Raw genomic sequence first — 13485 nt, 5'->3', positions numbered from 1 at the left:
TGCCAGTAAACTGCCGCACCATAGCCGTTTTCGCCAAAACCGAATTTCCTGTCCCCATTTACGTGGAGGTTGTATGAGTCTCAGTCCTTTCGCCGGCAAGCTGGCACCTGCGCAGTTACTGGTCGATATCCCGAGACTGGTAACGGCCTATTACGCCGGGCAGCCGGACGCTTCGATCACAACCCAGCGCGTGGCTTTCGGGACCTCTGGTCATCGCGGCACCTCTTTCGAGCTGAGCTTCAACGAGTGGCACGTTCTGGCCATCAGCCAGGCGATCTGCCTGTACCGCCAGGCCAATGGCATCGATGGTCCGCTGTTCCTGGGCGCCGACACTCACGCACTCTCGACGCCTGCCAGCGCAACGGCCCTGGAAGTGCTGGCGGCTAACGGCGTGCAGGTGATGATTTCCGAAGGTGATGAATACACGCCGACTCCGGCGGTATCCCACGCGATCATCTGCTACAACCGTGGCCGTACTTCCGGTCTGGCCGACGGGATCGTGATCACGCCGTCCCACAACCCGCCGCAAAGTGGCGGCTTCAAGTACAACCCTCCAAATGGTGGCCCGGCTGACAGCCACATCACCAAATGGATCGAGAACAAGGCCAACGAACTGCTGGCCGAGAAACTCCAGGGTGTACTGCGCATCAGCCATGAAAAAGCCCTGCGTGCCGACACCACCCATCGTCATGACTACGTGAACACCTACGTGGCCGACCTGAAAAGCGTCATCGACCTGGACGCCATCCGCGATGCCGGTCTGCGTCTGGGCGTGGATCCGCTGGGCGGAGCAGGGGTTCGCTACTGGTCGGCCATTGGCGAGCATTACGGCCTGAGCCTGGACGTGGTGAACCAGTTCGTCGATCCGACCTTCCGCTTCATGAGCGTGGACTGGGACGGTCAGATCCGCATGGACCCATCGTCCAGCCATGCGATGCAGAGCCTGATCGGCCTCAAGGACCGCTATCAGGTCGCTTTTGCCTGCGACCCGGATCATGACCGCCACGGTATCGTGACCCCGACCGGCGGGCTGATGACGCCTAACAGCTATCTGGCGGTGTCCATCGACTACCTGTTCCAGAACCGTCCGCACTGGCGCGCCGATGCGGCCGTCGGCAAGACCGTGGTCAGCAGCGGTATCATCGACCGGGTCGCGGCGCGTCTGGGACGTCGTCTGTATGAAGTCCCGGTGGGCTTCAAGTTCTTCGCCGACGGGCTGTTCGAGGGTTCGCTGGGCTTTGGTGGCGAAGAGAGCGCCGGTGCTTCGTTCCTGCGCCGCGACGGTACGGTCTGGACCACCGACAAGGATGGCCTGATCCCGGCCTTGCTGGCTGCTGAAATCACGGCCCGTACAGGGCGTGACCCGAGCGAACACTACAAGGCCATGACTGACGAGCTGGGCGAGCCGTTCTCGACTCGTGTCGATGCCAAGGCCAACCCGCAACAGAAGGCGCTGCTGGGCAAGCTGTCGCCTGAGCAGGTCACGTCCACGGAACTGGCGGGTGAAAAGATCCAGGGCATTCTCAGCCATGCGCCGGGTAACGATCAGGCCATCGGTGGCTTGAAAGTGATGACCGAGAACGGCTGGTTCGCCGCACGTCCGTCCGGGACCGAAGACATCTACAAGATCTATGCAGAAAGCTTCCTGGGCGAGGATCACCTCCAGCGTCTGGTGGCTGAAGCCCAGGTGCTGGTCGATGGCGCGATTGCGCCGAAGTGACAACGCAGATTTCGGGCTACTCTTGCCGTTGGGCGTGAGTAGCCTGAAGCCGGTTCAGTCGCGGTAGAACACCTGAACCAGGTGATAGCCGAACTTGCTCTTGATGGGGCCGTGTACGGTGCGCAGCGGCTTCTTGAAGATGACTTGATCGATGGCGCCGACCATCTGGCCGGGCCGCACTTCACCCAGATCACCGCCACGCTTGCCGGACGGGCAGGTGGAATGCTTTTTGGCCAGCACGTCGAAGGCCTCGCCCTTGGCGATACGCAGCTTGAGCTGTTCGGCTTCTTCGGCGGTCTTCACCAGAATATGGCGGGCTTGGGCTTTCATGTCGCAATATCACCTGTCAGAAAAGGCTGCCATTATGCCTGCCCTGACCTGAATGAATAAATCTGCTCGTCAAAGACCATCAAGTGTGGCGGGCAGAAAAACGTTTTCATATTTTCTTGTGCGGTGTTGATTATGGATTTTCCGGCGTTGTTGAAGATTCTGGCCAGCCAGGACGGATCGGACCTTTATCTTTCCACCGGAGCGCCGCCGTGCGCCAAGTTCAATGGCGTGCTCAAGCCGCTGGGCACTGAAACCCTCAAGCCCGGTGAGGTGGCGATCGTTGCCCAGGGCTTGATGGATGAGGAACAGAAGCTCGAATTCCAGCGTGAGCTGGAGATGAACCTGGCGGTGTCGCTGGCCGGTATCGGACGTTTCCGGATCAATATCTTCATGCAGCGCAATGAAGTCTCCATCGTAGCGCGCAATATCAAGCTGGATATCCCGCGTTTCGAGGATCTGCACCTGCCGCCGATCCTGCTCGATGTGATCATGGAAAAACACGGGCTGGTGCTGTTCGTGGGCGCGACTGGCTCGGGTAAATCCACGTCCCTGGCGGCCCTGATCGATTACCGTAACCGCAATGCCAGCGGTCATATCATCACCATCGAAGACCCGGTGGAGTTCATCCATCGCCACAAGAAGTCCATCGTCAACCAGCGTGAAGTGGGGGTCGATACCCGCAGTTTTCGTGCCGCTCTGAAAAACACCTTGCGTCAGGCGCCGGATGTCATCCTGATCGGCGAGATTCGTGACCGGGAAACCATGGAGCATGCGCTGGCCTTTGCCGATACCGGCCACCTGGCCATCTCGACCCTGCACGCCAACAACGCCAACCAGGCGCTGGACCGGATCATCAACTTCTTCCCGGAAGAGCGCCGCGAGCAACTGCTGCATGACCTGGGCAACAACCTCAAGGCATTCGTTTCCCAGCGTCTGGTCAAGACCCCGGATGGCAAGCGCCGGGCTGCTGTGGAAGTGATGATGGGCACGCCGACCATTCGTGATCTGATCCAGCGCAACCAGTTGACGGAACTCAAGGGCATCATGGAAAAGTCCGGCAGCCTGGGCATGCAGACCTTCGATACCGCACTGTTCAATCTGGCGGCAGAAGGGATCATCAGCGAAGAGGAAGCGCTGAAAAATGCCGACTCGCAAAACAACGTGCGCCTGCGCCTCAAGTTGCACGGCGAGGGCGTCTCGCACCTGACAACGGCACCCTCGGCGCCAGTGGGCACGAATGCCGCGCAGATGCCCGATTGGGGTTTGGTGGACGAGAATGAAGGCCCTCAATCCTGAGTGTTAAGGCACAAACAAAACCTGTGGGAGGCAGCTTGCTGGCGAAAAAGGCCTGAAACCGACAGATATTCTGCGTCTGTACGCTAAAGTCGCCAGCAAGCTGCCTCCCACAAAGTGATTTATGACCCTGCCTATTGGGCCAGCCACCCGCCATCCACATTCCAGGCAGCTCCGCGCACCTGGACTGCCGCCTCACTGCACAGAAACAACACTAGCTCGCCCAATTGCTCGGGCGTAACAAAATCCAGCGAAGGCTGTTTTTCGGCCAGCAGGTCACGCCGGGCCTGATCCGGGTCGCCCTGGCGATTGTCGATCTGCTGTTGCACCAGCGGCGTCAGGACCCAGCCGGGGCAGATGGCGTTACAGGTGACATTGCTGCGGGCCGTTTCCAGACCCACCACTTTGGTCAGGCCGATCACCCCATGCTTGGCCGCGACATAGGCCGACTTGCCGGTCGAGCCCACCAGCCCATGAACCGAGGCGATATTGATGATGCGTCCCCAGTCCTTGCTGCGCATGCCGGGCAGGCACAGACGGGTGGTGTGGAACACCGATGACAGGTTGATGGCAATGATCGAGTCCCAGCGCTCGACGGCAAAGTCCTCCACAGCGTCCACGTGCTGAATGCCGGCGTTATTGACCAGAATGTCGACACCGCCGAATTCGCGTTCGGCATAGGCGATCATTTCGGCAATCTGCGCCGGGTCGCTGACATCCGCCGGGTGATGGCCAACGCGACCGCCAAACTGTTGCACCTGGGCGATCACCGCCGAAGCTTCTCCGAAACCATTGAGCACCAGGTTCGCGCCAGCTTTTGCCAGCACCAAGGCAATGCCCAGACCGATGCCGCTGGTGGAGCCAGTAACCAGTGCGGTTTTTCCTTGCAGATTCATAATCGATTCCTTAAACGATGCCAGTGGCGTAGAACGCTGCGATCACGACGAAAACCGCCAGTGTCTTGATAATGGTGATACCGAAAATGTCCAGATAGGCTTCACGGTGGGTCAGCCCGGTCACGGCCAGCAGCGTGATGACCGCGCCGTTGTGGGGCAGGGTGTCCATGCCGCCGCTGGCCATGGCGGCCACCCGGTGCAGGACTTCCAGTGGAATATTCGCGGCATTGGCGGCTGCGATGAAACTGTCCGACATGGCTGCCAGAGCGATGCTCATACCGCCCGAAGCCGAGCCAGTAATCCCGGCCAGCAAGGTCACGGTGATGGCTTCATTGACCAGCGGGTCCGGGATGCTTTTCAGGGCGTTGGCCAGTACCAGAAACCCTGGCAATGAAGCGATCACTGCACCAAAGCCGTATTCGGATGCAGTATTCATGGCCGCCAGCAACGCGCCATTGACTGCGCTTTTACTGCCCTCGGCCAGTCTGGAACGAATGGCGCTGAAGCCGAATATCAGCACCATCACAATGCCGGTCAGCAGTGCGGCTTCAACGGCCCAGATCGCTGTCAGCCTGGCGACTTCGGTCTGAATCGGCGCCGCCATGCCCGGCAGCGCCAGGGTATGAGTCTTGCCATACCACTGGGGAATCCACCAGGTGAACAACAGGTTCATGACGCCCACCAGTATCAGCGGCGACAGCGCGATCCACGGGTTGGGCAGCTTCAGGTCGGCTGCCGTCTCCGGTTCGTTGCGCAGGTCATGGCCATAACCCTCGCCGGTGCGCGCAGCCTTGTTGCGCTGACGCTGCAGATACAGCATGCCGGCGCTGAATACGAACACGGTGCCGATCAGGCCCAGCCACGGCGCGGCCCAGGCGGTGGTGTTGAAAAAGGTGGTGGGGATGATGTTCTGGATTTGCGGTGTGCCGGGCAAGGCGTCCATGGTGAACGAGAAGGCACCCAGGGCGATGGTCGCCGGGATCAGGCGTTTGGGGATATCGCTCTGGCGAAACATTTCGGCCGCAAACGGATAAACCGCGAACACCACGACGAACAGCGACACGCCACCATAAGTGAGCAGTGCGCAGACCAGCACAATCACCAGCATGGCCTGACGTGTACCGAGCACGCCGATGGCGGCTGCCACGATGGAGCGGGAGAATCCGGACAGCTCGATCAGCTTGCCGAACACCGCACCCAGCAGGAACACCGGAAAGTACAGCTTGATGAAACCGACCATCTTGTCCATGAAGAGCCCGGTAAAAGCAGGCGCCACTGCCGAAGGATCGGTCAGTAATACCGCACCCAGCGCGGCAATGGGGGCAAAGAGGATGACGCTATAGCCACGGTAGGCTGCGAGCATCAGCAGCGCGAGGGCCGCCAAAGCGATGATTACGCTCATGGGTATCTCCTGTTGTTATTGTTTTATGGGTGCGGTCAGGCCGCCGCAGGGCTATAGCGGGATTCGTGCCAGATATTCAACTGATTGAAAGTAAAGGGAATTATTAGATTTCATGAAGGCGGCAGTCTCACAACAGAGACACCGCCGCCCCGTGGGAGCGAATTCATTCGCGAAAACCGATCTTTCGCGAATAAATTCGCTCCCACCGGGCTCGTCTCTGAAGGGAGACTCGGTTCTCTCTATTGAGACTCGGCAATCCCCAGCATCGCCATCTTCTTGTAGAGGGTCGAGCGGCCAAGGCCCAGTTGCTGTGCTGCCTGCACCACATTCCCTGCGCACTGCAACAAAGTGTTTTCAATCAACTGCCGATCACAGCGTCTGCGAGCCTGGCTGAAGGTTTCGTGGACCTGAGTGTGATTATCTCGGGCAGAGCTGACGCTGACCGGCAGCAGGGTGCCGATGGCGCTGTGGATGTCCTGGGCCGTGAGTTGCAAGTCGTCGCTGAGCAAGGCCGCACGCTCCAGCACATTGCGCAATTCCCGGATATTGCCGGGCCAGGCATGCTGGGCCAGCAGCTTCAGGGCGTTGCCTTCCAGTTCATGCTGGCTGTGCAGTTCTTCGAGGATGGTTTCACTCAGGACAGGCAAATCCTCCAGGCGCTCGCGCAAGGGCGGAACCTGGATCGGCAGGACGCTCAGGCGATAGTAAAGGTCGGCGCGGAACTCCCCCCGCTTGATGGCTGCTTCCAGGTCGATGGAGGTGGCGGCTATCACGCGCACATCGCTCTGGAACACTTCGTTGGAACCTACGGGTTCGTATTCCTTTTCCTGCAATACCCGCAGCAATTTGCTTTGCAGCTCCAGCGGCATGTCGCCTATTTCATCGAGAAACAGCGTGCCGCCTTGGGCGATTTTCAATTTGCCCGAGCGCCCTTTGCGCACGGCTCCGGTAAACGCTCCAGGCGCTGTGCCGAAGAATTCGGCTTCCAGAAGGGCTTCCGGGATTGCGGCGCTGTTGATGCTGACGAAAGGCTTGTCGGCACGGGGCGAGGCGTTATGAATGGCATGGGCCAGCAGCTCCTTGCCGGTGCCGGTTTCACCCAGCAACAAGACCGGGGAATCGGTGCTGGCACTGCGTCGGGCACGGCGTTTGACTTCCAGGGTCGCTTCACTGATGCCGATGAAGTGCGCAAAGTTGTATTTTGCCTGCCGGGCCTTTAGCAGCGAGCGCGTACTGGCCAGTTCCTGCTGCATGCTCAGGTAGCGCTTGAGCAGAGGGGACAGGGTCTGCAACTGGTCGAACAGGGCAAAACCGATGGCACCAATCACCGAGCCGGCGTTGTCATGGATCGGCAGGCGCATGACCACCAGCGGGTCCTTGGCGGTGTCCATCATGTCCAGCAGGATCGGTTGCCCATTGTTGGCCACCTGGCGCAACAGGCTGCCGGGAATCACGCTTTCGCAGGGTTGCCCGATGGCCAGGCTTGCATCCTGCAGGCCAAAGCGGCGGGCGTAGCGTTCATTGATCCAGACGATGCGCGCCTCTTTGTCGACGATCACCGTGCCTTCACTGGACTGTTCGATGATCTCGAACAGGGAGCGGGTCGCAAGGCGCTGGATGTGTTGGTAGTCGCTGAGAGTGTTCTCTTTCATTGGGGTGTTCCGTCATTTGACCCCGGCGTCTGGCCGAACAGAATGCCTGTTTTTATCCTGGGTGCGCTGCCGCCAGCAATTCCCTGGTGTAAGGATGCTGAGGCGAATCGAAGATAGTGTGGCTGGCGCCGTACTCGACCACTTTGCCGTCCTTGACCACGATAAGATCATGGGCCAGCGCCTTGACTACGGCCAGGTCATGGCTGATGAAAAGATAAGTCAGGCCATGTTTTTCCTGCAGGTCGCGCAGCAGTGCAACGACTTGTTTCTGTACCGTACGATCCAGCGCCGAAGTGGGCTCGTCGAGCAGTATCAAGGCCGGCTTGAGCACCAGTGCCCGGGCAATCGCAATACGCTGGCGCTGACCACCGGAAAACTCATGGGGATAGCGATGGCGGCTTTGAGGGTCGATGCCGACTTCTTCCAGCGCCCGGATCACTTCGGCCTCACATTGCTGTGCGTCCAGTTGTCGGTGGACTTCCAGGCCTTCGCTGATGATCTGCGCCACTGACATGCGCGGGCTGAGACTGCCGTAAGGGTCTTGAAACACCACCTGCATCTCTTTACGCCATGGGCGCATCTGCTTCTGACTCAAGCCATCCAGAGCCTGTCCCCGAAAACGGATACTGCCACGAGACTCCAGCAGGCGCAGGATTGCCTGACCAAGTGTCGATTTGCCCGAGCCGGATTCGCCGACGATCCCGAGCGTCTTGCCACGCTCGATGCTCAAGCTGACATCGTCGACGGCTTTCAGATACTCCTTGTGCCGACGCAGGATACCGCCTGCCAGGGAAAACCAGACGCGCAGATTCTCGACTTCCAGCACCTTTTCCCGGGTATCCCGTGGCAGCGGCTCGCCTGCGGGTTCTGCATCCAGCAACAACCGGCTGTAAGGGTGTTGTGGCGATTTGAACAGTGACTGGCAATCGGTCTGTTCGACGATTTCACCAGCGCGCATCACGCAAACCCGCTGGGCGACGCTATGCACCAGATTCAAGTCATGGCTGATCAGCAGCAACGACATGTTCAGGCGCTGTTGCAGTTCCTTGAGCAGCAACAGGATCTTGCGTTGTACGGTTACATCCAGTGCCGTGGTCGGCTCATCGGCAATCAGCAGTTCCGGCTCGCAGGCCAAAGCCATTGCGATCATGACCCGCTGGCGCTGACCTCCGGACAATTCGTGAGGGTAGGCCTTGAGGCGCTTTTGCGGCTGCTGGATGCCCACCAGTTCCAATAACTCGATGATCCTGGCCTCAGCCTCGCGTCCACTGATGCCGCGATGCAGGAGCAGCGTCTCGCCGATCTGCCGGGCGACGGTGTGCAGCGGGTTCAGGGACGTCATGGGCTCCTGAAAGATCATGGCAATCCGATTGCCCCGCAATTCACGCAAGGTCCGGTCGCTGGCACCGATCAGTTCCTGGCCACGATAGGTGATGCTGCCGGTGCTGGTCGTGCCTTTTTTGGGTAGCAATTGCAGAATCGAGTGGGCCGTGACGGACTTGCCCGATCCGGATTCACCCACCAGGGCCAGGCATTCCCCCGCGCAGATATCGAGGCTCAGGTTGCTGACGACCTTCTGCCCACCGAAGGCGATGTTCAGGTTGCGTATTTCGATCAGCTTTTCTGACATTTCAGGGTCTCGAATCAAATCGGTGGTCAAGATCGCGGATCAAGATCGCGGATCAAGATCGGGGATCAAGATCGCGGATCAAACGCATCACGCAAGGCTTCACCAATGAACACCAGCAGCGTCAGGATCAACGCCAGGGCGAAAAAGGCTGTCAGCCCGAGCCACGGCGCCTGCAGGTTCTGTTTGCCTTGGGCGATCAGTTCACCCAACGAAGCACTGCCAGCCGGCATGCCGAAGCCCAGAAAGTCGAGTGCCGTCAGGGTCGAGATGGCACCGGTCAGGATAAACGGCAGGTAGCTCAGGGTCGCGGTCATGGCGTTGGGCAGGATGTGCCGCACAATCACCTTGCGATCACCCAGCCCAAGGGCGCGGGCTGCCTTGACGTATTCCAGGTTACGTCCGCGCAGGAATTCGGCGCGCACCACATCCACCAGCGACAGCCAGGAAAACAGCGCCATGATGCCCAACAGCCACCAGAAACCGGGCTCGACGAAGCCTGACAGGATGATCAGCAGGTAAAGCACCGGCAGGCCTGACCAGACTTCCAGCAGGCGCTGACCGATCAGGTCCACCCAGCCGCCGTAATACCCTTGCAGTGCCCCGGCCGCGATGCCGATCAGTGCGCTGACGGCGGTCAGGATCAAGGCAAACAGGATCGACACCCGCGCCCCGAAGATGACCCGCGCCAGAACATCGCGAGCCTGATCGTCGGTGCCCAGCCAGTTGGTGGACGAGGGCGGGCTGGGGGCCGGGAGTGCCAGGTCGTAATTGGGCGTGTCGTCACTGAATGGAATCGGCGGGAATACCATCCAGCCATTTCCCCTGGCGATGAGCTTGTGCACGTATTCGCTGCGGTAATCGGGCTGGAAGGGCAGCTCACCGCCGAATTCCTGCTCGGTATAGCGCTTGAGAACCGGGAAGTAGAGCGAGCCCTGATAGCTCACCACCAGCGGCTTGTCATTGGCGATCAGTTCGCCACCCAGCGTCAGTGCAAACAGCGCACAGAACAGCCACAGCGACCACCAACCCCGGCGGTTGGCGCGAAAACGTTCAAGGCGGCGTTGAGCCAGCGGAGAGAGTCTGCGCATCAGGCATTCCTCGCGCTGAAGTCGATGCGCGGGTCGACCAGGGTGTAGCAGATATCGCCTGCCAGCTTTATCAGCAGGCCGAACAGGGTAAAGATGAACAGCGAGCCGAACACCACCGGATAATCCCGAGAAACAGCCGCTTCGTAACTCATGCGCCCCAGGCCATCGAGAGAGAAAATCACCTCGATCAGCAGCGAACCGGCAAAGAATACCGTGATGAACGCCTGGGGAATGCCTGATACCACCAGCAGCATGGCGTTGCGAAATACATGACCGTACAACACACGCCGCTCGCTCATGCCCTTGGCTCGGGCTGTCGTGACGTACTGGCGGGTGATTTCATTGAGGAAGGCGTTCTTGGTCAGCAGGGTCAAAGAGGCGAATCCGCCGATGACCAGCGCCGATACCGGCAGCACCAGATGCCAGAAGTAATCGGCGATCTTCGCCCATGTCGAGAGCTGGTCGAAATCATCCGAAACCAGGCCGCGCACCGGGAACCAGTGCAGTGAAGTGCCGCCGCAAAACACCACGATCAGCAACATGGCAAACAGAAAGGCCGGAGTGGCGTAGCCGATGATGATGGCGGTGCTGCTCCAGATATCGAACTGGCTGCCGTGCCTGACCGCCTTGCGAATGCCCAGCGGAATCGAAACCAGATATGTCAGCAGCGTCGCCCAGAGCCCGAGGGAAATGGAAACCGGCATCTTTTGCAGAATCAGGTCGGTGACCGTGGTTCCACGAAAGAAACTGTTGCCGAAATCCAGGCGTGCGTAGTTTTTCAGCATCAGCCATAACCGCTCGTGCAGCGGTTTGTCGAAGCCGTACTGACGCTCGATCTCTTTGATCAGCTTGGGGTCGAGGCCACGTGAAGCCCTTGATTGGCCAGTGCTGGCGGTTTCTGTTGCGCCAGCACCCACACTGGCGCCGCCGATGCCTTGCAGTCGGGCGATGGCTTGCTCCACCGGCCCGCCGGGAGCGGCCTGCACGATAAAGAAGTTGACCAGCAGAATGCACAACAACGTGGGAATGATCAGCAGCAAACGGCGAAGGACATAACCGAGCATTCACTGCATCTCCGAAACAAGGGCTGAAGCACCACGTTTTGCTGCGAACTGTTCATTGGTCAGCGGTGTCGGGCTGACTTCCCACCAGGTTTCGATGGCTTCGCTGTTGCTGGCCTGGATTTTCGGGATACCGAAACGATTCCACCAGACGGTGGAGGAGCCCGGCGGGTAATAGTTGGGAATCCAGTAGTAATTCCATTGCAGCACCCGATCCAGGCTGTGGGCGTAATCGGTCATGGTCGCCTTGTCGCTTGCCTTGATCAGGCCCTCGATCAATGTATCCACGGCGGGGTCCTGCAACGCCATGTAATTGCTGGAGCCGGGATCGTTGGCCACCTTCGAGCCAAAGCTGTTATAGAGGTCCGCACCCGGTGAAGTCGACACCGAATAACCGGTCACGATCATGTCGTAATCACGGGCCATGACACGGTTCAGATACTGGGCCGCATCGATGCGCCGCACATCGAAGTGGATACCGATCTGCGCCAGATTGCGCTTGTAAGGCAGCAACAGGCGCTCGAAACCCGGCTGGCCATTGAGGAAGGTAAAGCTCAGCGGCTCGCCCTGGGCGTTGACCAGTTGGTCGCCCTTGGGTGTCCAGCCGGCTTCCTGCAGCAGCGCCAGCGCTTGCAGTTGTTTGTCGCGGATAAACCCCGTGCCATCGGTTTTCGGGTTCTTGAAAACTGTCGTGAAGGCTTCGTCGGGAATCGAACCGCGCAGGGGGTCAAGGATCTTCAGCTCGGCGGGTGTCGGCAACTGGGTCGCGGCCAGTTCCGAGTTCGAGAAATAACTGTCCTGGCGGATGTACATATTGCGCATCATCTGCCGGTTGGCCCACTCGAAGTCCCAGAGCAGAGACAGGGCCTGACGCACGCGGCGATCCTGAAACATCGGGCGATTCAGGTTGAAGACGAAGCCTTGCGTACTCTGGACCGCTCCCTTGGCCAGATGCGCCTTTTGCAGCAGGCCCTCGCTGAGTGCCGGGCTGTCATAGCGGATCGAGTAACCGGTGGCCGAGTATTCGCGGTTGTAATCGTAGGCGCCGCCCTTGAGTACCTGCCGCGCTACATCAGTATCGCCAAAGTACTCGATGCTGAATCGGTCGAAGTTGTACATGCCTTTATTGACCGGCAGATCCTTGCCCCACCAGTTCGGGTCACGCTCGAAGGTGATGCTGCGCCCCGGATCCACATGGCTGATCCTGTAAGGGCCGCTGCCCGGCGGAATCTCGAAGCCTGCGCCACCGGCAAAGTCACGGGTTTTCCACCAATGCTCGGGGAGCACCGGCAGCGAGGCCAGATCCAGGGGCAGGGTACGGCTGTCGTTGTTCTTGAAGTCGAAGCGAATCCGGCTTTCGGATTCCACTTCCAGACCTTTTACCGCTTCAAAGCGGGTGCGGTATTGCAGGCTGCCTTGAGTCATCAGCAGTTCATAGGTGTATTTCACGTCACTGGCCGTGATCGGTGTGCCGTCGGCAAAGCGGGCGCGCGGGTCAAGATAGAAACGCAGGGACATGCCGTCTTCCAGGCGTTCCATTTTCTGTGCGATGAGTCCGTATACCGTGTAGGGCTCGTCCAGGGATTTGACGGCCAAGGGTGAATACAGCAGGCCGCTGATTTGTGTGACCCCTATGCCTTTATCGATATAGGGAATCAGATGGTCGAACTGGCCGATGTCCGTTGCCGAACGGCGCATGCTACCGCCTTTGGGCGCATCGGGATTCACGTAGTCGAAATGCTGGAAACCGGCAGGGTAGCGTGGTGGCTCGCCATAGACGGTCAAGGCATGCTGCGGCGCCGCCAGCACCTGTTGAAAGCCCGTGATCAGCACCAGCAGTGCAGTTATCAGTGATAGGAAAACAGAACGCATTACTCGAATCCTGACTGAGGTTCACACATGAACATCAGGGTTGAAGGCATGCGCCAAGTTACCGGATCAGAAGGGGCTTGTAACCGTAATTGTCAATAAAGACGGGAGCTTGTGAAGAGCGTGTAAATGAAAACGGCCCATCCGAAGATGAGCCGTCCACGTGCAGCAGCGAGTCAGGATCAGTCCTGGCGGCTGGTCACTTCCAGCAGGTGATAACCGAACTGGGTTTTCACCGGGCCTTGCACGACATTGACTGGCGCGCTGAATACGACGGTATCGAATTCCTTCACCATCTGGCCTGGACCGAACGAACCCAGGTCGCCGCCCTGACGGCTCGACGGGCAGCTGGAGTTGGCCTTGGCGATTTCAGCGAAATCAGCGCCGCCTTCGATCTGAGCCTTGAGTTCGTTGCATTTCTCTTCGCTCGAAACAAGGATGTGGCGGGCAGTGGCTTTAGCCATGGGAAAGTGTCTCCTGTGAAAAAAAAGAAAGAGCCTACCGGAATCAAGGCTGCATTTCCTGATAAAAGTTCATCGAGAAC

At 59.2% G+C, this 13485-nt stretch carries 11 protein-coding genes; 2 read left to right on the top strand and 9 right to left on the bottom strand.

Features of this window, described 5'->3' with window-relative positions; translation table 11 throughout:
• Positions 1–73 precede the first annotated feature (73 nt).
• Positions 74–1720 (top strand): phosphoglucomutase (alpha-D-glucose-1,6-bisphosphate-dependent), encoded by a 1647-nt coding sequence (gene pgm, locus KQP88_RS13520; RefSeq protein WP_216703328.1) that lies wholly within the window; start codon positions 74–76, stop codon positions 1718–1720.
• A gap of 54 nt (positions 1721–1774) precedes the next feature.
• On the opposite strand, the gene KQP88_RS13515 is transcribed toward pgm, so the two are convergent.
• Positions 1775–2050 (bottom strand): peptidylprolyl isomerase, encoded by a 276-nt coding sequence (locus KQP88_RS13515; protein WP_025260390.1) that lies wholly within the window; start codon positions 2048–2050, stop codon positions 1775–1777.
• A gap of 132 nt (positions 2051–2182) precedes the next feature.
• On the opposite strand from KQP88_RS13515, the gene KQP88_RS13510 reads away from it, so the two are divergent.
• The gene (locus KQP88_RS13510) at positions 2183–3346 is read left to right on the top strand and encodes a PilT/PilU family type 4a pilus ATPase (RefSeq protein WP_200992059.1); all 1164 of its coding nucleotides are present in this window, start codon (positions 2183–2185) and stop codon (positions 3344–3346) included.
• A 131-nt stretch (positions 3347–3477) separates the two neighbouring features.
• Here the strand turns inward: KQP88_RS13510 and KQP88_RS13505 are convergent, their stop codons facing one another.
• The 8 genes from KQP88_RS13505 to KQP88_RS13470 all read right to left on the bottom strand — a co-directional run bounded on the left by KQP88_RS13505 (position 3478) and on the right by KQP88_RS13470 (position 13405).
• Positions 3478–4239: a 3-hydroxybutyrate dehydrogenase gene (locus tag KQP88_RS13505; protein WP_200992060.1), complete on the bottom strand. Its 762-nt coding sequence runs from the start codon at positions 4237–4239 to the stop codon at positions 3478–3480.
• Between the two features lie 10 nt (positions 4240–4249).
• Positions 4250–5641: a GntP family permease gene (locus tag KQP88_RS13500; RefSeq protein ID WP_025260387.1), complete on the bottom strand. Its 1392-nt coding sequence runs from the start codon at positions 5639–5641 to the stop codon at positions 4250–4252.
• Between the two features lie 239 nt (positions 5642–5880).
• Positions 5881–7293 carry a sigma-54 interaction domain-containing protein gene (locus tag KQP88_RS13495; protein ID WP_216703327.1) on the bottom strand — a complete coding sequence of 471 codons (1413 nt, stop codon included), beginning with the start codon at positions 7291–7293 and terminating at the stop codon, positions 5881–5883.
• Between the two features lie 52 nt (positions 7294–7345).
• Positions 7346–8923 carry an ABC transporter ATP-binding protein gene (locus tag KQP88_RS13490; RefSeq protein WP_216703326.1) on the bottom strand — a complete coding sequence of 526 codons (1578 nt, stop codon included), beginning with the start codon at positions 8921–8923 and terminating at the stop codon, positions 7346–7348.
• Between the two features lie 65 nt (positions 8924–8988).
• A complete protein-coding gene (locus KQP88_RS13485) occupies positions 8989–10011 on the bottom strand; it encodes an ABC transporter permease (RefSeq protein WP_216703325.1) in 1023 nt (340 codons plus the stop codon).
• Positions 10011–11075: a microcin C ABC transporter permease YejB gene (locus KQP88_RS13480; protein WP_200992065.1), complete on the bottom strand. Its 1065-nt coding sequence runs from the start codon at positions 11073–11075 to the stop codon at positions 10011–10013. The genes KQP88_RS13485 and KQP88_RS13480 overlap by 1 nt, the downstream gene beginning before the upstream one ends.
• Positions 11076–12944: an extracellular solute-binding protein gene (locus KQP88_RS13475; RefSeq protein ID WP_216703324.1), complete on the bottom strand. Its 1869-nt coding sequence runs from the start codon at positions 12942–12944 to the stop codon at positions 11076–11078.
• Between the two features lie 179 nt (positions 12945–13123).
• The gene (locus KQP88_RS13470; protein WP_117165564.1) at positions 13124–13405 is read right to left on the bottom strand and encodes a peptidylprolyl isomerase; all 282 of its coding nucleotides are present in this window, start codon (positions 13403–13405) and stop codon (positions 13124–13126) included.
• Positions 13406–13485 lie beyond the last annotated feature (80 nt).

It is taken from the genome of Pseudomonas lijiangensis (assembly GCF_018968705.1).
Taxonomy (GTDB): Bacteria; Pseudomonadota; Gammaproteobacteria; order Pseudomonadales; family Pseudomonadaceae; genus Aquipseudomonas; species Aquipseudomonas lijiangensis.
The sequence above is the reverse complement of the archived record's forward strand: the minus strand, read 5'-3'. Positions and strand labels throughout refer to the sequence as shown.